The organism is Burkholderia sp. KL41, from assembly GCF_057005415.2.
Genome location: NZ_CM189268.1, coordinates 1,140,506 through 1,165,840, shown reverse-complemented (window position 1 = coordinate 1,165,840; position 25,335 = coordinate 1,140,506). Strand labels below are relative to the sequence as shown.

General features: G+C 63.2%; 20 protein-coding genes and 3 pseudogenes. 14 read left to right on the top strand and 9 right to left on the bottom strand.

All coding sequences use genetic code 11. From position 1 onward, the window contains the following. Positions 1-126: 126 nt before the first annotated feature. A pseudogene (locus tag PQB87_RS39290) lies at positions 127-417 on the bottom strand (IS5/IS1182 family transposase); the annotation flags it as partial. A 293-nt stretch (positions 418-710) separates the two neighbouring features. Here PQB87_RS39290 and PQB87_RS39285 point away from each other — a divergent pair. From PQB87_RS39285 to PQB87_RS39275, 3 genes and pseudogenes are all read left to right on the top strand, one after another. Then, a complete protein-coding gene (locus PQB87_RS39285; RefSeq protein ID WP_021157732.1) occupies positions 711-1,115 on the top strand; it encodes a VOC family protein in 405 nt (134 codons plus the stop codon). An 18-nt stretch (positions 1,116-1,133) separates the two neighbouring features. Next, a pseudogene (locus tag PQB87_RS39280) lies at positions 1,134-1,295 on the top strand (oxidoreductase); the annotation flags it as partial. Positions 1,296-1,315: 20 nt separating this feature from the next. Beyond that, positions 1,316-2,026, top strand: a complete 711-nt coding sequence (locus PQB87_RS39275) for an SDR family oxidoreductase (RefSeq protein ID WP_060061250.1) — start codon at positions 1,316-1,318, stop codon at positions 2,024-2,026. Between the two features lie 202 nt (positions 2,027-2,228). Here PQB87_RS39275 and PQB87_RS39270 read toward each other — a convergent pair whose 3' ends face one another. Beyond that, positions 2,229-3,191: a LysR substrate-binding domain-containing protein gene (locus tag PQB87_RS39270; RefSeq protein WP_489244676.1), complete on the bottom strand. Its 963-nt coding sequence runs from the start codon at positions 3,189-3,191 to the stop codon at positions 2,229-2,231. Positions 3,192-3,289: 98 nt separating this feature from the next. Between PQB87_RS39270 and PQB87_RS39265 the strand changes: the two genes are divergently transcribed. The 5 genes from PQB87_RS39265 (at position 3,290) to PQB87_RS39245 (ending at position 8,050) form a co-directional block, all read left to right on the top strand. Beyond that, a complete protein-coding gene (locus PQB87_RS39265) occupies positions 3,290-3,682 on the top strand; it encodes a 5-carboxymethyl-2-hydroxymuconate Delta-isomerase (protein ID WP_301863181.1) in 393 nt (130 codons plus the stop codon). Positions 3,683-3,718: 36 nt separating this feature from the next. After that, positions 3,719-5,053: an MFS transporter gene (locus PQB87_RS39260; RefSeq protein ID WP_489244674.1), complete on the top strand. Its 1,335-nt coding sequence runs from the start codon at positions 3,719-3,721 to the stop codon at positions 5,051-5,053. A 223-nt stretch (positions 5,054-5,276) separates the two neighbouring features. Continuing rightward, entirely contained in the window at positions 5,277-6,323 is a 1,047-nt protein-coding gene (locus PQB87_RS39255) for a polysaccharide deacetylase family protein (RefSeq protein WP_059685753.1), read from the top strand. Positions 6,324-6,445: 122 nt separating this feature from the next. Continuing rightward, a complete protein-coding gene (locus tag PQB87_RS39250; RefSeq protein WP_060147537.1) occupies positions 6,446-7,003 on the top strand; it encodes an ester cyclase in 558 nt (185 codons plus the stop codon). 123 nt (positions 7,004-7,126) lie between these two features. Beyond that, complete coding sequence (locus tag PQB87_RS39245; RefSeq protein WP_060082701.1) at positions 7,127-8,050, top strand: LysR family transcriptional regulator; 924 nt, start codon at positions 7,127-7,129, stop codon at positions 8,048-8,050. Between the two features lie 364 nt (positions 8,051-8,414). Here PQB87_RS39245 and PQB87_RS39240 read toward each other — a convergent pair whose 3' ends face one another. Beyond that, complete coding sequence (locus tag PQB87_RS39240; RefSeq protein WP_489244671.1) at positions 8,415-10,496, bottom strand: hypothetical protein; 2,082 nt, start codon at positions 10,494-10,496, stop codon at positions 8,415-8,417. A gap of 238 nt (positions 10,497-10,734) precedes the next feature. Here PQB87_RS39240 and PQB87_RS39235 point away from each other — a divergent pair, with 238 nt between their 5' ends. After that, complete coding sequence (locus PQB87_RS39235) at positions 10,735-11,853, top strand: helix-turn-helix transcriptional regulator (RefSeq protein WP_124918978.1); 1,119 nt, start codon at positions 10,735-10,737, stop codon at positions 11,851-11,853. A 36-nt stretch (positions 11,854-11,889) separates the two neighbouring features. On the opposite strand, the pseudogene PQB87_RS39230 reads toward PQB87_RS39235, so the two are convergent. The 4 genes and pseudogenes from PQB87_RS39230 to PQB87_RS39215 all read right to left on the bottom strand — a co-directional run. Continuing rightward, positions 11,890-12,168 (bottom strand): annotated as a pseudogene (locus PQB87_RS39230) (DNA cytosine methyltransferase); the annotation flags it as partial. A 56-nt stretch (positions 12,169-12,224) separates the two neighbouring features. After that, a complete protein-coding gene (locus PQB87_RS39225; protein ID WP_048027859.1) occupies positions 12,225-13,385 on the bottom strand; it encodes a thiolase family protein in 1,161 nt (386 codons plus the stop codon). A gap of 54 nt (positions 13,386-13,439) precedes the next feature. Then, the gene (locus tag PQB87_RS39220; protein ID WP_301863186.1) at positions 13,440-14,819 is read right to left on the bottom strand and encodes an MATE family efflux transporter; all 1,380 of its coding nucleotides are present in this window, start codon (positions 14,817-14,819) and stop codon (positions 13,440-13,442) included. An 11-nt stretch (positions 14,820-14,830) separates the two neighbouring features. Continuing rightward, positions 14,831-15,808 (bottom strand): alpha/beta fold hydrolase, encoded by a 978-nt coding sequence (locus PQB87_RS39215; protein ID WP_196798900.1) that lies wholly within the window; start codon positions 15,806-15,808, stop codon positions 14,831-14,833. A gap of 109 nt (positions 15,809-15,917) precedes the next feature. Here PQB87_RS39215 and PQB87_RS39210 point away from each other — a divergent pair, with 109 nt between their 5' ends. Further along, entirely contained in the window at positions 15,918-16,484 is a 567-nt protein-coding gene (locus tag PQB87_RS39210; protein WP_048027855.1) for a TetR/AcrR family transcriptional regulator, read from the top strand. 291 nt (positions 16,485-16,775) lie between these two features. On the opposite strand, the gene hchA is transcribed toward PQB87_RS39210, so the two are convergent. Further along, positions 16,776-17,657 (bottom strand): glyoxalase III HchA, encoded by an 882-nt coding sequence (gene hchA / locus PQB87_RS39205; RefSeq protein ID WP_048027854.1) that lies wholly within the window; start codon positions 17,655-17,657, stop codon positions 16,776-16,778. A gap of 414 nt (positions 17,658-18,071) precedes the next feature. On the opposite strand from hchA, the gene PQB87_RS39200 reads away from it, so the two are divergent. Next, positions 18,072-19,739 (top strand): fatty acid--CoA ligase, encoded by a 1,668-nt coding sequence (locus PQB87_RS39200; protein WP_111940615.1) that lies wholly within the window; start codon positions 18,072-18,074, stop codon positions 19,737-19,739. A gap of 77 nt (positions 19,740-19,816) precedes the next feature. Here the strand turns inward: PQB87_RS39200 and PQB87_RS39195 are convergent, their stop codons facing one another. After that, positions 19,817-20,236, bottom strand: coding sequence for a nuclear transport factor 2 family protein (locus tag PQB87_RS39195; protein ID WP_059685771.1), 420 nt, complete (start codon positions 20,234-20,236; stop codon positions 19,817-19,819). A 416-nt stretch (positions 20,237-20,652) separates the two neighbouring features. On the opposite strand from PQB87_RS39195, the gene PQB87_RS39190 reads away from it, so the two are divergent. The 3 genes from PQB87_RS39190 to PQB87_RS39180 all read left to right on the top strand — a co-directional run bounded on the left by PQB87_RS39190 (position 20,653) and on the right by PQB87_RS39180 (position 25,182). Further along, positions 20,653-23,418 carry a winged helix-turn-helix domain-containing protein gene (locus PQB87_RS39190; protein ID WP_489244666.1) on the top strand — a complete coding sequence of 922 codons (2,766 nt, stop codon included), beginning with the start codon at positions 20,653-20,655 and terminating at the stop codon, positions 23,416-23,418. A 341-nt stretch (positions 23,419-23,759) separates the two neighbouring features. Then, entirely contained in the window at positions 23,760-24,698 is a 939-nt protein-coding gene (locus tag PQB87_RS39185; protein WP_048027848.1) for a LysR family transcriptional regulator, read from the top strand. Further along, on the top strand, positions 24,682-25,182 hold the full coding sequence (locus PQB87_RS39180; protein ID WP_226217996.1) for a BON domain-containing protein: 501 nt from the start codon (positions 24,682-24,684) through the stop codon (positions 25,180-25,182). The genes PQB87_RS39185 and PQB87_RS39180 overlap by 17 nt, the downstream gene beginning before the upstream one ends. The last annotated feature ends 153 nt before the right edge of the window (positions 25,183-25,335 follow it).

Below are 25,335 nucleotides of genomic sequence, written 5' to 3'. Positions count from 1 at the left end.
CCGAGGCGCTACTTAAATGGGTTTCGTATGCAATTGGCCGTTGAGTCGCTGGCGGATCGTGCCGGATGCCCCGCTTGTCAGCGGGCCAACCGACGCGTTGCCGCGCAACGGCTGCGCCTGGGCGGCTCATCGTGCCACTCCCAGCGGCATCGCTTCCAGTATTCGAGCTATTCGAGTTAGGTTGCTCGCCAGCATCGTCAGCTTGAAGTGCTGGTCGACCCGTTTGATGCCGCGATACGTGGACTGCCAAATCCGGCCGACGGTCTTGCACCAGCCAAAGTGTTCTTCGATGCGCTTGCGAATTACTTGGCTGATGCCATTACCGGCGTGTCGCGAGGTGCGGCCGTCGATCGCGCAGCCACCTTGAGATGTCTGACCGAGGTCGCGAATCACACCGGGACGAGCAATCCTGGCTTGATCACCGCAGCCGATCCCGTGACGGAATCGCGCTACAGTCACCACCGATTCGTGACGGGGTATACCGGGATGCGGAAGGGACGTAACGGGTGCAGACCATGGTCTGCACCCGTTTTCATTTTCCGTTGACCTTCCCGTATCTTCCCGGCCACTGACCAGGCTGATCGGGAGCGTGGAAACATGCACTTCCCATCTTCTTGCCATCGTTGAAAATCATTCAATCGCAAAGCCAATTATCAAGATCGACCGGGGGCAACAAAATACGACATCGCACCCTCGTACAGGCATGAGCCATGCATTTCGACCACGCCACCATCGTTACCGATGACATCGACGGTACCCGTTGCTTTTTCGATGAGGTTGTTGGTCTCGATACCGGGCCCCGACCGCCGTTCAGCGTGGACGGCTATTGGCTGTACCTCGATCGTCACCCGATGATTCACGTTACGCGCGCGACGCTTCCTGCGCAGAAAGGTCGTAGCACACCGCGTATCGATCATATTGCGCTGCGCATCGACGCGCGCCGCGAATGGGAGGCGTTGATCGAGCGGCTGACCACCAGGCGGATCGACTACACATTGAGCGACGTGCCGTTGTCCAACGAGCGACAGCTGTTCGTGTCTATTGCTCCGGGCGTTTGCGTCGAGTTCGTGACGACACTCGCAACCAATGATCAAGGTGATATCAAGAATGCTTGAATCGGTATGTCGGACTGTGACGCGCAGATCGAAGGCTGGCGTAATGTGACAGAAGCGGTGCATGCAGAGGGCGGGCGCATCTTTTTACAGCTTTGGCATGCAGGCAGGATGTCGCACCCGGCTTTCCACGATGGTGCGTTGCCGGCAGTGCCATCGTCGGTAGTGTTCGAAGGACAGATTCTTAACGGAGGAAACGGGTGATGAAACTCAATGATCAAAGGGTGTTGGTGATTGGCGGAAGCTCCGGGATAGGTGAAGCGACCGCACGTGCATTTGCGGAGGCCGGAGCGACAGTGACGATTGCATCGCGCGATGCGGCCAGGCTGGCGGCGAGCAAAGACAGGATCGGTTATGGCGTGAGCACCGGCGTGATGGACATTACCGACGACGCGAGCGTCCGTGCATTTCTCGATTCGGCGGGCGAATTCGACCACGTTGTCGTATCGGCCGCCCAGACAGCCACGGGCCCGGTGCGTGGTCTGGAGCTTGATGACGCCTATGCGGCGATGGACAGCAAGTTCTGGGGAGCGTATCGCATCGCACGGGCCGTCCGCATTCGGCAAGGTGGTTCCCTGACGTTTGTGTCGGGATTTCTGAGCGTGCGGCCGAGCAAGAATTCGGTCTTGCAAGGCGCGATCAACGCAGCGCTTGAATCGTTGGCGAGAGGCCTTGCGCTTGAACTTGCACCGGTACGTGTCAACACGGTATCCCCGGGCCTGATCGCGACACCTCTCTGGTCGAAGATCGATGCGGAAGCGCGCGACCGGATGTACGAAGGCGCCGCGGCGCGATTGCCGGCCGGTCGAGTTGGACAACCCGAGGACGTCGCGAACGCCGTGCTCTACCTCGCGTCGACTCCTTATGCGACGGGTTCGACGGTGCTGGTGGACGGTGGTGGCGCGATCGCATAGCACCCTGCGCCGGGACAACCCGGGCGCGCGTGGATCGTACCGATAGTCGGTCAGTTCCCGTAGCTTCAGCTGGTACCGCGCGTCCGCGTTTTCGCGGAATTCCTTCGTGAATCACTCACGTCCGCCCGGAGTCGGGGCGAAGGGGAGTATCCGCTTCCTGAACAGCCGTTCCGCCTACGCCACGGGCGTGTTCAGGATGCCGTCAGCGCTGTCGAATACGTGGACGGCGGGACGGCTCCGACATGCGTACCGAATCGTCGTCTGGCGTTTCCAGGCCAGACGAACGGATCGTTTGCCACATCGCTTCTTCAAAACGTTCCATGGCGGGTGTAAAGGTCCTGCCGCGGCGCCAGCGCAACGCAGCGATGCGCGCCAGGCCGTCGTCCGAGATAGTCGTCGTTTCGATTCGCGAGCCGGCCTGCACTGCCAGCGGGCTCGCGATTGTTGCGTAGTCGGCATGCTCGATGAGCCGTATCAGCGAATCGACATTGGCAGCTTCTACGCGAACGTCCAGCGCAATGTTTGCATTCGCACATGCGGCGTCGATTTGCCCGCGCATGGCGAATGTCCGATTCAGCAGCGCGAGCGGCTGGCGCGCAACTTCTTGCAGGCTGACGGTCTTTCCGGCCCTGCGACGGGTAGATCGCCGGACGAGCGCCAGCCGTTCCGTGAACAACGTTCTCTGCTCGATGTCCGCATTCGACAAGTGAGAGAACGACACGCCGATATCCAGTTCAGTTTCGATCAGCCCTTGATCGATCGCCGCGGCCGGGAGTTCGTGAACGGACACGCGCAGCTGAGAATGCCGGGCGAGTAGCGTCGATATGGTCGGTATCACGAGCGATCTTGCGTAGGTGTCGATCGCACCAATGCGCAATGTGCCCTGAACTTCGAGCGAGCGGTTCCGGACGTTGGCAAGCGTCACGTCGAGTTTTTCCAGGATCGGCTCGACTTCCGCGAACAGGTCCGCACCCGCTTGAGTGAGCAGAATGCCGCGACCCACCCGGTCGAACAGCGTCACGCCGAGCAGATCCGCGAGCTCACGGAGGTGCTGCGAGAGTGCCGATTGAGTCAAATGCAGCCGGGCTGCCCCGCGGGTCACACTGCCCGAGCGTGCGACCGCAATGAAGCTGCGCAGCAGGCGAAGATCGATGGCTGAATACATAACAGGGGCTAATGAATCGATACGTAAAACATAAATTTACATCAGGTGATCCGAATCCTAACCTCTCATCCACGCATTCTTTCAACAGAGGTGAAGACATGCCGCACCTGATCATCGAATCCACGCCCGGGATTGCGAGACTGATCGATTTCCGATCCTTGACGAGTACGTTGCACGAACGGCTCGCGGCACAAGGACATGCTTTGCTCGCCGAATTGAAGAGCCGCATCTATACGGCCGAACAGTTCTTGTCCGGAGATGATCCGACAAACGAATTCGTCGTCGTCAGGCTGTTGCTGACGAAGCCCAGGAGCGAGCCGGTACTGCACGAAATGGGGAGGCTGATTCACGACGTCGTGCGAGACGACGTCGAGCGTATCCAGCCGGCGTTCGGCTGGCAGTGCTGCGTACTCGTCTGCGATTTCAGCGGCGCGCCGTACATCAAGACCGTTCGTGACGGGACCCACGCCGAGACGGGTGCTTCTGCATGACGTGGCAAGTGCTAACAACAATTCATGGAGACTGAAATGGACATCATGCGCAGCACCGGGTGTGAGACACCCGACGAACGAAAAGCAATCTCGGCACACTCGTCGCCCGCGGATCTCGACGCACTTTATCGACGCATCGGTTGGAAGCTGATGCCGTTGCTACTGGTGGCTCAGGTTCTTGCGTATCTCGACCGGGTTAACGTCGGGGCCGCGAAACTGCAGATGGCAGGTGATCTTGGATTGAGCGACACCGTCTACGGTATCGGCGCGGGCATATTCTTCGTCGGCTATTTCTTGTTCGAGGTACCGAGCAACCTCATGCTGCATCGTGTGGGCGCGCGCGTGTGGATTGCCCGCATCATGGTGACCTGGGGGATCGTTTCGGCCGCGGCGGCGTGGGTACATTCTCCCGCCACTTTCTATCTGCAGCGGTTGGTCCTTGGCGTAGCGGAGGCCGGATTTTTCCCTGGCATCGTGCTGTACCTGACCTACTGGTTTCCTGCTCACCGGCGCGGCCGGATGACGACGTTGTTCATGAGCGCGACGGCGGTCGCAGGCATTGTCGGCAACATGCTGTCGGGTTGGATCATGACGAATCTCGACGGATTCGCGGCGCTGTCCGGATGGCAATGGACGTTTGTAATTGAAGGCTTGCCGACGGTCGTCGTGGGTCTCGCCGTGCATTATCTGCTACCGAGCCGCCCGAACGATGCCCGCTGGCTGTCGCCGGAAGAGGCGGATGCGGTGTTGCGAGGCCTCGATGTCAATGCAGGTCGTGCCGAGGAGACGCAGCGCGCATCCAGGTTGTCGGCATCGGAGATGGTGTTGCTGACGACGATTTATTTCCTGCTGCTCGTCGGTCTGTACGGAATCGGCTTTTGGCTTCCGACGCTCGTGAAGGACACGGGTCTGACGAAACTGTCATGGATCGGCGTTTGCAGTGCGATTCCGTATTTGATTGCGGTGCTGGCGATGAATGTCGGCGCACGTAGCGCGGACCGTGCGGGTAACTGGGCGGCCTATGTCGTAGGCGGCGCCGGTGTGGCATCGGTTGGTTTCATTTTGAGCGCATCGTTCAGCGGCGCTCTGCCGGTAGTGATCGCGGGGCTTTCACTCGCCGCTGCGGGCACGCTGACCGCATTGCCTCTGTTCTGGCATCTGCCGACCATGCGATTGACCGGCACGGCCGCGGCAGCGGGGATCGCGACGATCAATTGTTTCGGAAACCTTGCGGGCTTCGCCGGACCGATCGCGTTCGGGTGGTTGAAAGACCGTCATCACGATGCGATCGAGCCGACCATGTTGCTGGCACTGAGTGCTTTGGCGGCTGCGTTGCTCACCGCGATTTACCGGCGGGTGGCGAGGCATTGACGAGACGCATGCCGAGTTTGCCTGACCGGTTTCGGTGGGATCCGAATTTTTTGGTCTGGATTGAAAGTCTATTCATTTCAAGGCCCATTTTCAAAATATGGGCGTTTGCCGAGAATTCATTCCACGCGCACGGTTTGGCGCGACATTCAATATCTGTTCATTCGTCATCACGCACCGCAATGCGGTGACAGAGACGCGCTTGTGCGTCGTGAGGAGTTCAACTATGGCAATTCAGGTCGATCAAACGGATCGTGATTCAGTCAATCAGGCGCCGGATCAGCCGACGCGCCGTTCCTTCCTGACCAAGGCCGGTGTCGGCGCGGGTGCTTTCGCCGTCGGTGCGATGCTTCAAACGGCGCAGGTCGACGCGCAAACGAGTCATTCCCAATCGAACGCGGCAGCTGCGCCCGGGCGGGGAGAATTCTGGCCTGACGGCGCGCGGCTGGTCATTTCAATCTCGATGCAGTTCGAGGCGGGCGGGCAGCCCCCGAAGGGGGCCGACAATCCGTTCCCGAAGGTCGATTTCCCGGCGAGTGTCCCCGCCGACCTGGCCGCCGAAGCGTGGTTTGCGTATGGATACCGCGAAGGGATTCCCCGGATGCTGGATCTCTGGGATCGTCACGACGTGAAGGTGACGGCTCATATGATCGGCGAGGCGGCGAAGCGGCATCCGGAGATTGCCCGGGAGATCGTGGCGCGTGGCCATGAGGCTTCGGGCCACGGGCCGACGTGGAACTCGCAGTACGCGATGTCGCGGCCACAGGAGCGCGAGTTCCTGATCCAGGCGCGATCGATGGTGGAAGAGGTAACAGGTCAACGCCCGATCGGCTATAACGCGAACTGGCTGCGACGCGGCCCGAACACACTGTCGTTGCTGCAGGAGCTCGGCTACGTCTATCACATCGACGATACGAGCCGTGACGAGCCGTTCATCGAAAAGGTCAACGGCAAGGATTTCGTTGTGGTTCCGTACACACTGCGCAATAACGACATCCTGCTGGTCGAGGGCCGCAATTACTCTCCGGAAAAATTCCTCGAACAGATCAAGTTCGATTTCGATCAGCTGTACGAAGAGGCGGGATCGCGTCGACGCATGATGTCGATCAGCGCGCATGACCGTATCAGCGGAACGCCGCAGATGACACGTGCATGGGACGCGTTTCTGCGTTATGCGAAGAGTCATCCCGGCGTTGCGTTCATGCGCAAGGACGACATTGCACGGTTCGTCCTGAAAAGCCCGATTACGGTACGCGAAAGCGAGACGATCTAGGGTACTGCCCGAGCGGCTGCGCACTGATTCGATCGCGCAGCACGCATTCCCGCCTGAACATTCAAAGTCGCGTCATTTCCGGATTCATTTCGTTTTTCGAGCACACCGCATAGGAGCCTGACATGAAAACCAGCACCGTCGTTTCCGTCGTTTCCCGCATCGCGTTGGCCGCCGCCACAGCTGCTGCCGCATTGCCTGCCGTTTCCGCCACCGACGACAATCTCGTGCAGCCGAAAACGCTGATTGTCGACAAGAGTCTGTCGAAGCATCAGGCCGAGCAACAGATCCGTGCGGCGCGCCTTTACGATACCTTCTGGAGCACGGGTGACGAGGCACAGGCGCGCGAGGCACTGGCGGCCGATTTCACCGACCGCACTTTGCCCGCCGGCCGGCCGCAGGGCATCGCGGGGCCACTCGCGGCATCGAAGGGTTTCCATGGTGCCGTGCCGGACGTTCACGCCGAGGTCGAACAGATGATCGTCGCGGGCGACCGTGTCATCACCCATCTGCACTTCACCGGTCACTTCACGGGCAGCTTCAACGGCGTGCAGGGAAAGGGGCAGGTGGTCGACTTCATCGCGACGGACATCTATCGCGTTCGCGACGGCAAGATCACCGACAACTGGCATCTCGAGGACAATCTGACGTTCCTCCAGCAGCTCGGCGTGGTCGCCAGGTAAATGGGCATGGGGCCGACCCCGCCGGTCGGCTTTTCCTGATTCGATCTGCATCGCGTTACCATGCCGGGGCCCACGCGGGGCATCGCGCGGCACAACCCATCATTATTTTCGCGTGACGCGATCATGGACAATCTCGGTGATATTCGCCTCTTTGTTGAAACGGCAAGCCAAGGCAGTCTGTCGGCTGCCGGCAGAAAGCTCGGCCTCTCTCCCGCCGCGGCGAGCGCCCGGCTCGTGAAGCTCGAGGGAGAACTCCATACTCAGCTGTTCGAGCGGTCGACCCGCAAGCTGCGCCTCACCGACGAAGGTCGCCTGTATCTCGTACATTGCCAGCATGCGCTGCAAACCCTGGAAGATGCGCGCGCTGCGTTGCAGGCCGGACGGGCGTCGGTGAGTGGGGCGTTGCGCGTGTCGGCGACGTCCGATTTCGGACGCACCGTGCTACGTCGATGGCTCGACGAATTCAACGAACGCCACCCGAACGTCACACTGACGCTGGTCCTGTCCGATTCGCTGTCACATTTGCTGCAGGACGACATCGATCTCGCGATCCGCTTCGGCGTGCCGGCCGACAGTTCGATGGTCGCCAAGCGCATGGCCGACAATCGCCGTGCACTATGTGCGTCGCCCGACTACATTGCCGCGCACGGTATGCCGAACCATCCCGACGATTTGCGCGAACATCGGTTCGTCGTACTTTCTTCGGCAGCGGGCGCGGCGAACAACTGGCGTTTCGCGCGCGACGGTGAGACCGCATTGTTCACGGCGCCGCTCGACAGTTCACGTCAAACGAACGACGGTTCGCTTGCCCGCGAATGGGCGATAGAGGGTCGCGGCGTGGCCATGAAGTCGATCTGGGACATCGGCGCAGATCTGCAGGCCGGGCGGCTGAAGCTGCTCCTGCCGGAGTGGCGTTGCCCGGACGTGCCGGTGAACGCACTCTTTCAACGCACGCTTTATATGGCACCGCGCGTGCGCACATTGCTCGACTTCCTCGAAAAGCAGTTCTCCGAAGCTTCCGAAGCGTTAGCGCCGTTTTTGCGATAGCTCGCCTTTATCGGCGGTTATCGGTTTGACCTGTATCCGCGCGGATCATTGCGGCCAGTGAGCGAGTCGCGGGGAGGGCGGCGGCACTCATGGTTTCGAGTCGTTTCTGTCGTGCCGGAAATGCCGCGAATGCTCGTCGCTTGTTCAGGGGGACTTGGACCCATCACGAGTGAGCCGGGCGAGAGGCATCGCTTCACGGAATGTCCGCTCGCTGTCTTCGTACGGCTCGGGAGAGACGACCCCGCTACTCGACGACACGGAGCCGGGTTCGACGCGACGCTCGCCGTTTTCCTCGCAGCCGGACACAACCAAGGTGATCCGGCATGCACGGGACCATCAGCGAGCGCCGATTTTGGGCCTCCCGTTACCGGTCGTACTCGAAGGACTCGGTAAAGAGCGTGTCGACCGGATCGGACCAGTTCAAATTCACGAACGAGAAGTCCGTGCTGCCGGTCCAGCCGGCGACCGACGGAAACGCCACGCCCTGGTCGCCCGGCACGTTGAGCGTCACCGCAGCGCCCGGCTGGACCGGCAACGCCGATGCCGAACCGTTGACGAACGTCGCCGCCGTCTGCCCGGCCGCGGTTGCGCGAATCTGCACGTTGCCGCGCTTGACGAACGGCAGTCCGGCTTTCGACGTCCAGGCCAGCGGAAAGGTCGTACCGCCCACGAATGTATCGGCAGTGCCCGGCGTCAGCTTGTCACGCGTGGATTGCGCCAGCTTGTGCCATGCGTACTGGCGCAGCGCTTCGGGAAGCGGCGACGGCGTACGCAACCGAACCGTGTAGTGTTTGGCTGGTGTCGACGTGTTGCCGTTCTGATATACGTCGATCGTATAGGCGCTGAACGGCTTGATGTCGGCCAGCTCGGCGGCACTCAGTTGCGGTTTCGCCCACGCGGTATTGTTGCGCGGCGCGTCGCCGGGCCACGTGAACTGGCTCTGGGTGGCCGGATCCTGCGCGACGCCGGCGAGGCGGAAATTGTTGCGGCACAGCGCATTCTTCGCCAGTGCGGCAAGCTGCGCCGGCGTCTGCCCGCTCGCGATCTGCGCCCGGATGTTCAAGGTGTCGCAGGTGCCGCTCGACGGCTGCAGGAACACGCCGTTGCGCAAGCCGGGGCCGTTCACGATCGCGAAGTCCACGGCGGTACCGGTCGCATCGACAGCGCCCACCTGGAGGTTGAGCGAATCGACGAATGCATTGGTTCCCGTCGACGGGTTGGCCGGATTCAGCCAGTCCCATTTTTGCGCGTTCGCGTTCACCTTGGTCAGTACCGCGCGCTGATTGCCGACCACGCGCCAGCCGTTGTCGCCGCTCGCGAGACTGCCCGCCCGCACCGCCAGCTGCACGTGCTGCTGCATGCCGTCGCGAATGCCGTCGCTGCGCGTCCACGCGAGCTTGACCCACATCGTGTCACCGGCAACGACGCGGATGACTTCCGGCAAGCTGAAGCTGGCGTTGTTCATTGCATCGTCGGCCACGATCCCCGGCGTTCTGCCGGCCACCGCACCGAACTCCTGGTCGGCCGACATCCCGTTGTTGAGATATGCAGCCGGCACGCCGCCGTTCAGCGCACTCGATGCGACGTCGTCCACGAAGATCCGGCCGCACGCCGCTACGCTGCCGCCCGTGCGCGCGGTGCCGGTCGAGCCGGCGAAGCACTGGTTGAGTGCGGTCTGCAATGCTGCCAGATCGCTGGCGCTCGGCAAATTCGACACTACTGCACCGTTGATGGTCGCGGCGGCCGGCAGACTCGCCTTGTCGCTGGCCTGCGGCGCGACACCAGGTGCGAGCTGAAGCTGTACCGGCGTATCGCTGGACGCGCCTGCCACCGAGCTGATCTGGACGCCGCCATCCGGCAGCACGTTGACCTTCACCTGGTCGAGCAGCCGGTCGAGGCCCGGTGCGCCGGCGGTCAGCGGGCCGGAAATCAGGTCGACACCCGTATTGCCGGTCGCGGCCAGCAGGTCCGATAGCGCAGACGAATACGCTTGCACGGTGCTCGCAACTGCCTGCGCTGTGACTTTGCTCTGCAGCAAGCCGGTGTCGGCGAGCAGCTTCGTCGGGTTGTCGCCGACGATCGTGGCGGCGATTGCGTTCGTGATCGGCGTGATGTTGATGGTCTGCGTGCCGGCTTTCGCGCTGAGTGCGATCAGCGTGGCTTGCGAATCGGCGACGTTGCCGTACGCGGACAATGCGAACGGCGCGCTCAAGCCCGTTACGGTGCAATGAAACGCGCCGGTCGACGCATCGGCCGGGCAGTCAACCGCTTTGCCGGTGGCATCGACCAGCTTCACGGTGGAACCCTGCATCGCCGCGCCGGCGGCCGCGACCCCGCTGACCGTCTGTGCTGTTGGTTCGGCAGGCGACGAGGACGAACTGCTACCGCCGCCGCAAGCCGACAGGACGAGCACTGCAATACCGGATACGACAGGTGTGAGCTTCATTGTTTTTTCCCCCGGGAGCCTGCTGGTTGATACGTGCCATATGCACTGCTGATGCACGCTGAATGGCCGGGATTCTCGCAAAGCCATTTTTTTTGATCATCATTCAGGTGGATGAAAATCAGGAAATAACATGGCACTGCATGCAAATAACCTGTGTTAGCCTGAAAACATTCGGTATTCGAAGCAATATCGTCAGACAAAATCAACATACGAAGATCGCGAAGCGACGGGGGGGAGCATGCACCGTGACCAACTCATCGGGGACCTCTACGAGGCCGCGCTGCATCCGGATGGTTTTCTCGAAGTCTTTCACCGGGTATCCGAAAGCCTCGGTGCAAATGTATTTCACATGTTCAGTTGGGACGTCGCACGCAATGCGCCGAAATTCTCGATTTATTCACCGCGCGCGGAATTCGACGAGATCGTCGCGCTCTACGACCAGTATTACGGCGCGCTCGATCCACGCCGAGGCTTCGTGGAGAATGCGCCGCTAGGCGAATTCGTTTGTTGCCAGGATCACCTGACCGAGCGCGATATCGAACGCAGCGAATTCTTCCAGGACTATCAGATTCCGTCGGGCATTCGCTATCTGATGGGCATTCGGTTCGCCCGCCCCGGTAGCGACAACATCTTGCTCGGGCTGTTGCGCGCGCACGGGCGCCCGCCCTATTCACCGGAAGAGCGTGCGACGCTGACCGGCATGGCCGGGCATCTGCAACGTTCGATCAACCTGTGGCAGGACGCCAGGGTATTGCATCACGATGCGGCACTCGGCACCGAACTGATGGAGGAACTGGGCCTGTCCGTCTTCGCGCTGGACCGGCATGCACGCATCGTGTTCGTCAACAGGGCGGCCGAAGCGATGCTTCGCGCGGCCACCTGGATCAAGCTCGAGAACGGTCATCTCGGCGCGGTAAGTGCGCCTCAGAATGACGCGCTCAAGGCGGCGCTGGGGCGTGTCGCGAAAACCCGCAAAAGCGAGAGTCTGGCCCTGTCCAGCACCGTGAACGCCGCGCACGAAGTCTTTCTGAGCATCGCCGCCTTGTCCGGACACGGGCGGCATGCCGTTCTCGGCGATGCGACGCTGCTGGTCACGGCCAGGCAACGTAGCGGGGCGCCGCTCGTCGCCGCGCAACAGCTACGACAGGCGTTCGGCCTGTCGAGCGCGGAAGCCGCCGTCGCCGAAGCGTTGATCGGTGGCAAGACGCCGGACGAATGCGCGGCCAGCGCGGGTGTGTCGCTCGCGACCATTCGCACCCAGTTGCGCGCGATCTACGAGAAGACGCACACCCGGAACCAGGCCGAGGCAGTGGGACGGATGCTCTGGGTGCTACCTCGGCATTCGCGCGGTGATTGATGCTTCGAAACCGCTCGCCGGATGGGGATAAGTCGCTTTCCGGCTCTGCGCGAGACCGCCGATCTCGCCGCAGTCGTGTGTCGCCTCGTTCACGGCGTAGTCGCAGTGGCGCAGGATCTGCCCAATCTGGTCGAGCAGGTGGCGCCCGCGTCGCCAGCCGTGGCACGTTCTCGAACACGATGAGTTCCACCGGGCCTTCCTTCCGTGCTTCACACGTCTGCCAGATACGCCCTTGCACGGCGAGAAAATGAACACGCAGTGCGGATGCTGGTTGCCGGCAGCGACATGGATGTCGGTGGCGGTCGCTTCGCCCCACGTTCAAAGCCGCGCGCGGAGCGCCGCAGCCCGCAGGGCGAGTACCGAACGGGTGACTACAACGCTTCGAGAACAGTCGCGATCCCTTGTCCGCCACCGATACACTGCGTGGCAAGCGCGTAACGACCATTGACACGACGCAGTAGCGTCGCCGCCTTGGCCGTGATCCGTGCGCCTGTTGCGCCGAGCGGATGGCCAAGCGCGATTGCTCCGCCGTCGATATTGGTTCGATCGGGATGGATGCCGAGCTCGCGCATGCATGCGATCGCTTGCGAGGCAAAGGCTTCGTTGATTTCGATCACATCCATGTCCTCGATGCGCAAGCCGGCACGCGCAAGTGCCTTGCGGGTCGCGTGTACCGGCCCCATCCCCATGATTTCGGGTTCAAGGCCCGCAATTGCGGTCGACCGTACGCGGGCGAGCATGTCGAGCCCATGCTGTCGCGCGAATGCTTCCGACGTGACGAGTACGGCAACGGCACCATCCGTCAAAGGCGAGGCAGTACCAGCCGTGACGGTACCGCCTTCCCCGAACGCAGGTTTCAGCGCGGCGAGCCCTTCGAGCGAAGTCTGCGGACGCAGACAAAGATCGCGATCGACCACGGTGCCATCGGGCGTGATAACCGGCACGAGCTCATCGTCCAGCCGACCTTCGGCTTGCGCACGTGACGCCTTGCGCTGAGACTCGACGGCGAACGCGTCTTGTTGCTCACGCGAAATAGCCCAGCGTGCCGCCACGTTTTCGGCAGTGACGCCCATTGGCGTGTACGCCTGGGTCGGAACGTCTGCATCGGGATGTTCTCTCGACGCGAAACGCGGATTCGGAGACGCCGACAAGCCGCCTTGCGGCACCATCGTCATGCTCTCGACACCGGCCGCGATGAACGCTTCGCCGGCACCGATGGCTATCTGTCCGGCCGCCATGTGGATGGCATACATCGACGAGCCGCAAAAGCGATTGACCGTCGCGGCACCGATTTGAACGGGCAGTCCGGCGAGCAGCGATGCGATACGTGCGACGTTGTCGCCCTGAGCGCCCTCGGGATAGGCGCACCCCATCAGTACATCCTCGATCAGGTGTGGATCGATTCCGCTGCGTCGGACCAGTTCGGCAAGTGCGACGGCGGCGAGATCATCCGGCCGCGTTGCGTGAAAGGGGCCCTTGCGTGCAAATGCGAAAGGCGTGCGCACATAACCAGCGATGACGGTACGATTCATTTCACAATTCTCCAGATATAGCCGATCAATAACGGCGGGTCGTTGCGCGATCCGTCACACCTCGACCCGAGTCCAGATACGTTTGGGCACCATCGTGGCCGCGCATACCAGCGCTGAACCGATCGTTCCCGCCGCGACGAAGGCGGACAGCGTCCCCATGCCGCCACCCAGCTGATTGACGGCCAGCCATCCACCGCCGGCCGCAATGAGCAAGCGGGCCGTTCCACCCAGGATTGTCCAGAAAGGACGGCCGATACCCTGAGCCGCGAACGAGAGGATGAAAGACACGCCGACCAGACCGTAGAGTGGCGCGATGGTCCTCAAATATAGGATTCCGAAGTGTGTCGTGGCCGTGTCATGCGTGAACAGACCCAGCCAGACGGGGGGATGAATGGCGACGACCAACCCGATGATCTGCGTGAAGCCGGCTCCCATCGCAATACCGAGCCAGGTGGCTCGTCGGGCCCGCGCGACGTCGCCCGCTCCCATGCATGTCCCGACGACGGTCAGCACGGCGGTACCTAGACCGAACAGCAGCGGGATCAAGACGTAGTCGAGTCGTGAAGCGATGCCGTAGCCGGCCAGCGCAGCCTGGCCAAAACGCCCGACCACCGCGGTCAGCAATACGACCATCAGATTCAGTTGCAGTGCGCCTATCGACGAGAGCGCACCAACCCGAAGAATGTCCGAAAAGAAACGCAGATTCAGCGGCGCGCGCGTCAGGACCAATCCGGCGTGCCCCCTGGCCATGTAGATCAGGAGCGCGACGGCGGCGATGCTGTAATAGAGGGAGACGGCAATACCCGCACCGGCAATGCCCAGGCCGGGTACGGGGCCCATGCCGAAAATCAGCAAAGGCGAAAGCGGAATCAGCACCAGCGCGCCGGCGAAGGTCGTGATCGCGGGAATCTTGACGTTCCCGCTGCCTCGCAGGGCTGCGCACAGTAAGTTGACGATCCAGACCGGTATGGCGCCGGCGAATACGTAGTTCGAATAGGTCACCGCCGCGGCGAGTCCCGGCCCCCGGCCGCCGAGTGCGGTATACAACTCGGGACCGTAGCACCACGCCGATATCGTGAAGAGGCAGCCGAGCGCCACGGCCACGACAACCGCATGCAGGACGAGCGCATCGGCATCGCGCCGTTTGCCGCCGCCAATTGCTCGAGCCACGGCGGACGCGACGCCACCTCCAATGCCGCCGTTGGACATCATCGTCATCAACATCGAGATCGGGAAGACAAGCGACACGCCGACCAACGAATCAGTACCGAGAAAACTCACGTACCACGTCTCCAGCACGCCGACGAACGTCTGGGCGATCAATACGGCCATGGTGGTGACCCCGAGCGACAGCAGCGTTCGAAACAGGGGGCCGCCCAGAATGCGGGCGCGACGTAGCGCGCCGGCATCGGGTTTGTTTGAAGTCTGATCCATATGCTTCGTCCCTATCCCCGGTCGGACAGGAACGACAGCAGCAGCTGATTGACTGCGTCCGGCGCTTCTTGTTGCGCGTAGTGCCCGATTCCGGCGATCAGGTGTTTCCCCTTCAGGTTGGGCACGTTACGTTCGAGCGTCTCGTATTCATCCTTTGCCATCTTCAGCACGCCATCCAGTTCACCGGCGATGAAGACCGTGGGCTGGAGGATGCGCGCGCCGTCCAGGAACGGCGTCAGCTCCCAGTTCCGATCGAAGTTCCGATACCAGTTGATGCCGCCCCGGAAACCCGACATCTTGAACTGTGCGGTGAAGTAGTCGAGTTCCTCCGTCGTCAGCCAGGCGGGTTGCTCGTCGGGGAACACGAGACTGTCGACAAGACGACTGGCCTTGTCGAAACGGACGAAGCTGGAATGGCGGTGTTTTTCACTCGAGCGAGCCTGCCCCGAAGCCGAATACAGAATGCCCAGCAAAGCGCGTCGAACATCGGCTTCGAGCTCGCGCTCGATCCGTTCCGGTTCCTGAAAATACTGTTGATAGAAATGCTGCTCTTGCGCGAGCAATTGAAAGCGGACGGCCGGCCGCAGTGTCTGGCGCGGCAGGTACGGCACGCTCAGCAAAGCCAGTTTGCGGAACATGTCGGGACGAAGCAGTGCGGCGGGCGCTGCGACCATGGATCCCCAATCGTGCCCGACGAGAATCGCGTGTTCTTCCCCCAACGCATGAACCAGGCCGACCAGGTCCGCAACGAGATTCAGGACGTTGTATGCGTCGATTGCGTGCGGTGCATCGGTGTCGGCGTAGCCTCGCTGATCCATTGCGACGACCCTGTACCCGGCCCGCGCCAAGGGCGCGATCTGATGGCGCCACGAAAACCACGATTCAGGCCACCCGTGACAGAGCAGGATCAGCGGCCCGGATCCCTGCTCCACATAGTGCATGCGAATGCCGTTGGTATGGACGTATCCATGTTTCCAGTCCTGTCCCACTTCCGCCCCCTTGGGTAAATAAGAGTATGGTCGACATCCAATTAGAGTATGAATACACTCTAAGTGTCAACGGGAAGTTTTACACGGAGCGCCCAGGCGCAAGATCGATATGAGAAAGTCCAGGGAAGAGGCAAGCGAGACCCGCAAGCGGATCGTGGAAACCGCCGCAAGGGAGTTTCGCGAGAAGGGCGTGGTTGGTGCGGGGATTGCCGACATCATGTCGGCTGCAGGCTTGACCCCAGGCGGGTTCTATCGGCACTTCGAGTCGAAGGACCATCTCGTGGCGGAAGCATGCGATGTCGCCAGCGCGACGCTGTACGGGACGCTCGAGGCGTTCGTGCAGGGGAAACCGCCTCGTGAGGCGCGCCGGGAGATTGCGGAGCGTTACCTGTCGGTCACGCATCGAGACAATATGTCGATAGGCTGCCCGTTTGCGGCGCTGGGTGGAGATATGGCGAGAGCCGATTCGCGTACACGGCAAGTCGCGACGGACGGGTTTCTACGTCTCGTAGGTCTCATCGAGGCACAGTTGGGCGGCACGGAAGCAAGCAAGCGTGGCAAGTCGCTGGCGGCCGCGTCAGCCATGATCGGTGCGCTGATGATGTCGCGCGTGGTCGATAACGAGGCGCTGTCGGAAGAAATACTCCAGGCTGCTCGGGATGCGCTGTGCAGATAACGCGGGAATGACTTTTTTCGATGGTTCGGCATCCTCTGTATTATCGAAGGATCCTGGGGCGCCGACCCTGATGCTGCGTGAGCACACGCAGCAAACGAAGCCAATCAAATCGGGGATTGCGGTTTAGTCGACATCGAAGCGCACCCATGCTCGACGAAGGTTTCGCCAACGGATCGAACGCGGAGCACACGCGTCGCGGGGGAAACCGTTGCCTGTTGCCGGCGCCGATGACGGCAGCAATTGCACTGGTGATGCGTAACACCAGTGCAATTGCGCGATGCGCGCCGGTTGTCAGTTCCCGACTTCCTTCAGCAGTGCCGCGGCGGCCAGTTTGCCGATGTTGTTGGACGCAAGCGGGCTATCGCCCGTGATCAGTTTCCGGTCCTGATGGCACCGGCCCGTCATGTCCTTGTTCAACACCTTGGCGCCGAGTTTTTCGAGGCTCTCGGCGACGAGCCACGGCAGCGGGCCCGGCATGTACCCGATATCGAGATTCGGCCCCTTGTCGAGGGCATCCGGGAACACGCAAACCTCGTAGTCCTTGAACGGATAGTTTTGCGGATCCTCGTCGACGGCCGCCGACAGCAGGCACGCCGGGCCGTGACACAGCGTGATGATGTGCCGGTCGTTGTCGAGCGCCCACTTGAGGGTTCGCTTTACCTCCTTGCTGTGCGGAATCCCGGCGAGCACGCCGTGGCCGCCGGGAATGAACACCGCGATGTACGGCGAATCGGCGCCGAGGTCCTTCTCGAGCACGTCGGACAATTTGAGCGGCGTCTTGAGCTTCGTCAGGTATTTCTGGTACGTGGACTGCACGGCTTCGTCGTCGCCGGGCATGGCCCACAGCTCCAGCTTGGCGGGATTGCCCGAAAGCGTCGCGATATCGATTTCAAAGCCGGCCTGATCCATGTGATGCATCGGCAGCAGCATCTCGACCGGATGATTGCCGGTCGAGAACATCTTGCCGTTCGTCATCAGGACGTAGCGTTCGTCCGTGGCGATCATCAGGACCTTCCACTTGCCGCCCTTGTACGGGTTCGGGTAATGCGCGCCGTCGAAGTCGGTCTTTGAAGACGTGTATTGCGACAACGAATACGGAGACGGAAAGTACGCATTGTTCTCGGCCGGATCGGGCGAGGGGATCTTGTCCGTTTGCTGCGGCTCGGTGGTCATGACTGCTCCTTTCACTGGACATGGTTCAGGAATCGGCGGGGCGTCGACGATTGGCCGTGCTCCACCGACGAATGCCTCTGAGTCGGCTCGGTAGGTCTCCTTTGCACTTCGAGGCGAAGACGACGATGTCGCCAGGCCGCGCGAGCATGCCCGGAGATCTTACAACGCGGCCGGGATTAATTGCCCCCCCGATCAGGTGGGTTCGCGCCCGGCCGGGCGAGTGCAACCCGCGCGATCGGGCGCGGCATGGCCGATCCGCCAGGACGGCTTGTCCCCCCAAACGTGGGGGTGTCCGGCGCATGCCGGTACGGTATCTTGACTGTCACCCTGGCCGACGCGAACCGGCGTCGACGACGGCCTGCATGGCCGCCAGAAACCTTGAATCGGGCCACGTCGCCGCTCACGGAGACTCTCATGAACCCTTCGCATTCCGGCTCCCGGGATGAGCCATTGCCGTCCGCGTCCACGTATCCGCTGCTGGTCAAGCAATTGCTTCACACCCCGCTGGCGACGCGGCCGGAACAGGAAATCGTTTACGGCGACCAGGTGCGCCACGACTACTGGACCTTTCGCCATCGTCTGGGTCAACTTGCCAGCGGGTTGTCATCGATCGGCGTCGGGGCCGGAGATACGGTTGCGGTGATGGACTGGGACAGCCACCGTTATCTCGAGTGCTATTTCGCGATTCCGATGATGGGGGCGGTGCTGATGACCGCCAACGTTCGACTGTCTCCCGATCAGCTCCTGTACAGCCTCAATCATTCGGGCGCGCAGGTTGCACTGGTGCATCGCGACTTTCTGCCGATGCTCGCCGGCATTCGCGACCGGCTCGAAACGGTGAGACGGTTCGTGCTGATCGGCGACGGAGCCGAGATCGACCTTCCGGACGGGTTCGTCGACGAGTACGAGCATTGGGTCAGCGCCAGCCCGCCGGATTTCGCGTTCCCCGATTTCGACGAACAGACCCGCGCGACGACGTTCTACACGACCGGTACCACGGGGCTGCCGAAGGCCGTGGCGTTTACCCATCGTCAGCTCGTGCTGCACACGCTGGCCGGCATGGCGGCGTTGTCGAGCGCGCGCGATCGCGGCCGCGTCCATCGTGACGACGTCTACATGCCGATCACGCCGATGTTCCACGTGCACGCTTGGGGCATCCCGTATATCGCGACCGCGCTCGGCCTCAAGCAGGTTTATCCGGGGCGCTATTCGCCGGACGGATTGCTCGCATTGATCGCGCGCGAATCGGTGACGTTCTCGCACTGCGTGCCGACGCTGCTTGCGATGATCCTCGACAGCCCGGCGCTGGCCGGGATCGACCTGTCGTCGTGGAAGGTGATCGTGGGCGGCTCGCCGCTGCCCGAGGGGCTGGCGCGGGCGGCACTCGCGCGCGGCATCGAGGTGTACACGGGTTACGGCATGTCCGAAACCTGCCCGCTGATGACGATCGCGCAGGTCGACCCGCCGCTCGGGGCCGGCTGCACGACGGACGACGACGATATCGCGCGCCGGACGAAGGCAGGCTTGCCGCTGCCGCTCGTCGACCTGCGCATTGTCGACGCCCAGTTTCGCGACGTGCCGCACGACGGCCGCTCGGCGGGCGAAATCGTCGTGCGGATGCCGTGGGCGACGCAAGGTTATCTCGGCGACGGGGCGGCATCGGCCGCGCTGTGGGCCGGCGGATATCTTCATACGAACGACATCGGCGTGATCGACAAGGACGGTCGGCTGCAGATCACGGACCGGATCAAGGACGTGATCAAGACGGGCGGCGAATGGGTGTCGTCGCTCGAGCTCGAGGACATCCTGTCGCGCCATCCGGCCGTCCGGGAATCGGCCGTGATCGGCGTGAAGGACGCGCGGTGGGGCGAGCGGCCGCTCGCGCTCGTCGTGCTGGCTGACGAGCATGTGGGCCGCGTCGGGCCGGCGGAGTTGCAGGCCCATGTGAAGCAGGTGGCCGACCGCGGGCTGATCTCGCGCTATGCGGTGCCGGAGCGCCTGCTGATCGTCGACGCGATCGAGAAGACGAGCGTCGGGAAGATCAACAAGCGCGCGCTGCGCGAGCGCTACGAGCCCGACTGAGTGCGGCGTTTCCGCCGGGCGCCGCTCGCCCTTGCGGTGCGGCGCCGGGTCGGCACAACGGAATCGTCCGGAGGACGTCACCCGAGGGTCGTCTTGCCGAGATCCTCGAAGAGCCGGACGTTGTCCCAGTAGGCGGCGAGCCGCTCGATGCGGCCGTCGGTATCGAACTCGAACACGAACGCATGCCGGAGGGAGAACGTGCGTCCGCGGTTCTGGATGCCGGCGAATTCGCGTACCTGCGTGCCGCCGATCGTGACTTCGGCGGTGGCGTGACGGCCGGCGTCGTCCGCATGAATGGCGTCGACCTCGTTGTGCAGGTCCGGAAATGCGTCCAGCAGCGCCGCCCAGATGGCCTTGCCCTGCACGTCCGCCCGGCCGGTCACGCCGATCGGCACGTAGTCGAGGGTGGCATCCGGCGCGAACAGCGTGAGCATCCCTTCGATGTCGTGCCGGCGATACCGGTCAAAAAACGCGGCGACGGCGTCGCGACTGTTCATGGCGGCTCCTGGGGAAAGCGCAGCGTCGGTGGCATCGCGGGTCACCCGCGATGCCGAGTTGCCAGAATGAAACGACATTGTCGTGCGAGGTACCCCCCGAATGGGGGGCTGAACATTGTGCGCCCGTTCAAGAACAATGCGGGTCCTTTGGAGCCGACCGCGACGCGGCGCCGCGAGCGGGCGGATCGGTACGGACATCACCTACTTTTGACGGCCGGCGCCGACTCGCTATGCTGTTGCGGAGCGCCGAGCGCCGAGCGCCGAGCGCCGAGCGCCGAGCGCCGAGCGCCGAGCGCCGAGCGCCGAGCGCCGAGCGCCGAGCGCCGAGCGCCGCGCCCGGGCATCCGGCCGGGCAGCCGGCGGTGCTTATTCCGGGCAGGCGGATACGCGCAGTGCGCGAGGAGAACGTGAACAGCATGACGCCGAGGGACAACAGACGATCAACCAGCCCGGCGGACGCCGACACGATCGAAGTGCTCGTGCGCACCAAGCTCGCGCCGCCGTCGGCCAGCGGGATCGTGTCGCGCATCACGCGGCTCGGGCGGCTGCGCCGCGGCCTCGATCGCCGTTTGACGCTCGTCTGCGCGCCTGCCGGGTACGGCAAGACGACGCTGCTGGCGGAATGGCGCAACGCGCTGGTCGAATCGGACAGGAAGGTCGCATGGGTGAGCCTCGACCAGGACGACGACAACGCGTCGATCTTTTCGTCCTACGTCGTCGCGGCAATCGTCGACGCGACGGGCGGGGTCGGCGCGCATGCCCGGCAGATGCTGCGCGACCGCGCACTGATTCCGCTGAAGGTCGTGTTCGACGAACTGCTCAACGAGCTGGAAAGTTCGGGTGTCGAACTGTTCCTGATGCTCGACGACTTCGATCGCCTCGTGTCGCCGGTCATCCACGACGCGATGTTCGGTCTGCTGCGCTACGCGCCGTCGAACCTTCACGTCGTGCTGTCGTGCCGTTCGGCACCGGCGCTGCCGCTCAGCTACTTCGATTCGCGCGACCAGCTCGTGCGAATCGACGAGAACGACCTGCGTTTCGACGATACCGAAACGCGCTCGTTCTTCGAGCTGATCGCCGGCAAGCCGCTCAACGCGGAAAACGTGGAGCGCCTGCGCGCGGCCACCGAGGGCTGGGTGTCGGGCCTGCAACTCGCGGCGCTTGCATTGAACGACGACAACGATGCGGCGCGCGTGGCCGAACAGGTCAGCCATGCCCGGGCCGGCATCGCCGCGTACCTGAACGAGAACGTGATGACGCAGGTGCCGGACGCGATCCGTCGCTTCCTGCTGCACACGGCCGTGCTGGACCGGATGACGCCGGCGCTGTGCGATGCGCTGACCGGCCGGGACGATGCGCTCGGCTGCCTCGAATGGCTGATCGGGCATAACCTCTTCATCCGGTCGATCGATGGCGACCGCCAGCGTTATCGCTATCACGCGTTGTTTCTGCAGTACCTGCGCGAGGAACTGGCGCTGCGCGAGCCCGATGCGGTGGCGACGCTCAATCGTCGTGCGAGCGAGTGGTATGCGGCGGAGCGGCAGTGGCCGGACGCCGTCCGGCACGCGCTGGCAGCGGGCGATTTCGACGCGGCTGCCGCCTGGGTCGAGGCATGCGCGATGAAGCTGATCGCGTCGAGCGACGTGCGCACCGTGCTCGACTGGGTGTCGCGCCTGCCCGGGCAGGCGCTGGCAGGCCGGCTGCGGCTGCGGATCGCGCATGCCTGGGCGCTGGCACTGGCGATGCAGATCATCGACGCGCGGCACGCACTCGATGCGCTCGAAGCCGACATCGACGCGGGGCGGCTCGACACCGATGCCGTCACGGCGACCGAGCTGCTGGCCGTCCGCTCGCTGATCGTCGCGCTGTCGGATCGCAGCATCGAGGCGCTGCACCTGGGCGAGCGCGTACTCGCGGCCGGCCCGCCGTCCGGCTCGTGGGTCGAGCAGATCGGGCAGACCGCGCTGAGTTTCGGGCTCGGGTACGCGGGCCGCCTCGACGACGCGCTGGACCTCCGGGCGCGGGCCGAGCGCGCGGCGTCCGGCCACGAACCGCTGTTTGCGAACGTGTATCGCCAGAACATGTCCGGCCTCGCGGAGTTCGTCGCCGGCCGTTTGCACGACGCGTCGAAGACGTTCGAAACGGCGTTGCGTGCCGCGGAGCGGGCGGCGGGGCGCCTGTCGGCGGCAACGGCGCTGTCGGCCGGTTACCTGTCGGCCATTTACTACGAATGGAACGACTGGCAAAAGGTGCGCGACGCGCAGGTCGACCGCTTCGACATCGCGATGCAGGCGTGTTCGCTGGGGCCGCTGCTCAGGTTCGTGCAGACCGCCGCATTGCTGCAGTTCCAGGCCGGGCACGAAGCGCGCGCGCACGAACTGCTCGACGAGGCCGATCACATCGCATGCAGCCGGCAATGGCTGCGGCTGCGCGTTGCATGCATGGCGACCGGCATCCGGCTTCACCTCGACGCCGGGAAACCGACGCAGGCGCATCGCGTCGGGCGGGCGCTCGCATCGCTGGTGTCCGAGGTGCCGCCGGAAGATACGTCGAGCCAGGTCGAGACATGGCAGATGGCGCAATCCGCACGTGCACGCCTGCTGCTTGCCGATGCGCGCGCGGACGAGGCCGCGCAAGTCATGGCGACCGTGCACGAGTTGCTTGCCGCCCGCGGGTTCGACTGGCTGGCGGCGCAGGCGGCCGTGTTGCGCGCGCTCGCGTGCGAACAGGCGGGCGACGAAGAGACGGCACTCGCGATGCTCGCCCGCGCGCTCGAATACGGTCAGGGCAACGGGCTCGTGCGGACCTTCGTCGACGATGGACCGCCGGTCGAGCGCATGTTGGCGCGCGTGCAGAACCGGCTCGACCGGTTTCCGGCGCTCGGGGCGTGGTATCCGCGCGAACTGATGCGCGCGTTCGACGCGCAGCGCGCCGCGGGCGCAACACCGGCCGGGCGGCCTGGCGTGGCCGGCAACCTGAGCGCACGGGAAGTCGAGATCCTCGACTACGTCGCGCGCGGGCTCTCGAACAAGGAAATCGCCCGCGCGCTGCGCGTCGCGCCGGAGACGATCAAGTGGCATCTGAAGAACATCTTCGAAAAGCTCAACGTCACGTCGCGCATCCAGGCCGTGCGCAGCGGGTTGGCGCTCGAAGCGTCCCGCACGCGCTCCGGCGGCGAATGAACGGCTTGCGCCCGCAGACGATTGGCCGGAACAGGCGATACAGCCACTGATCCGGAAATCGACCGTCGACCCATAGGTGTACCGACTGTTCGTTCGTCACGATGCGCGCGCCACGCCCGAGCGAATGAGGTTCCGTCGTCATATCGGCTCGCGGCCGGTGCGTCTGCGCGATCGGCGCGTTGACGCAAACGCCAAGCATTCCACATGATCGACCGGTACTTCAGCCCCCCGACCGGGGGGCTGAAGTGTCGGCGCGGAATGCCGGACAATCGGTGGCACCGAACGCGTCGCCGCACCTCGCTGGCGTGTCGCGTGGATGCAGCACTGGATGATGGGTCGAAATGGACATCCTTGAGAACATGCGGACGTTTGTGCGCGTCGTGCAGGCCGGCAGCTTTACGGCAGTGGCGAAACAGACCGATGTGGCGATTGCACAGGTATCGCGGGCGGTATCCGGCCTCGAGGAATATGCACAGACCCGCTTGTTGAATCGAACGACCCGGAGGATTTCGCTGACCGACAGCGGACGGCGTTATTTCGAGCGCCTGCTGGCCATCCTCGGCGATGTCGACCAGGCGAATGCCGAGGCGAGAAACGCACTCGTCCGGCCATACGGGCGGTTGCGCGTGCACACCATGCCGGGCCTGGGGCAAAGCCATGTCACCGAGGCCGTCGTCACCTATCAGGCGGCATTTCCCGAGGTGGCCGTCGACATCACCTATTCGCAGAGGATGCCGAACCTGGTGGAAGACGGTTACGACATTTCGGTGGTCGCGGCGTCGAGTCTTCCCGATTCGGGATACATTGCGCATACCTACGGAAGGTGCTACAGCGTGCTGGTCGCGTCGCAGGACTATCTCGACCGGCATGGCACGCCGTCGAAGCCGGCCGATCTCGCCGACCATACGTGCTTGCGCCTCGACACGCCGGCCGACTCGAACGATGAATGGTTGCTTCATGGCACGCGCGGCGAGGTGGAATCACACTCCGTTCTCTCGGCCCCGTTCCAGGCGAATGCACCGGAAGCGCTGGCGATCGCGTTGCGTGCCGGCATGGGCATCGGGTCGTTGGCGATTTACTCCGTCATTGACGATCTGCGGAGCGGGAAACTCGTCAGGGTGTTGCCGGGTTACCGCCTGACGATGCTCGACGTTTACGCGATGTACGTATCCCGGCAGTTCATGGACGCAAAGATACGGACATTTCTCGAGCATCTGCGCATGACGCTTTCGCCGGCGCTGGAAGCCGACGAAGGTGCGTTGAATGCGATTGCCGCATAAGGCCTGCGCACTGCAACCGGCAGTGGCCGGCGCGACGCAGGCGCAATACCGGGCCCGATTCGAGTACCCACCCACCCGTAGTTTCCCGTTCGTTCAAATTGAGGAGAGGATGATGAAGTCACGCCTTATGATCGTTGTCGCCGGTTTCGTCGCATTGACGTCCGTCACGTCCTACGCGCAATCCGCCAGCCCCGACACGCAAACGGCCACGCAAACGGCTGCCCCGTCGCGCTCGGCCAAGAAGGCCGAGCGCCTGGAAAACCGTGCATTTGCGAAGAAGGTCCGTCAGGCGATCGTGAAAGCGCACGGGATCGGCAATGCACAGGTCACCGTCTTTGCCAAGGCAAAGACGGGTGAAGTGACGCTGGCGGGACTGATTACCGACGAGTCGCAGGACAAGGCCGCGGTGGAAGCGGCTCGTCAGGTGCCGGGCGTCACGTCGGTGACCAGCAAGCTTCAGTTGCGCATGGAAGGCGGGCAGTGATGCGCCGTATGTCGTATTGCTGAGCGATACCGGATCCTCCGGATGTTCGCATCCGGAGGATCTTCGCCATGCGGGGCGCTGCATTCGACCCGCCGCGCGCAGGGTGAACCGCCGCCGGATCAATGGCGATGCGGCGAGCCTGCCGGATGCTTG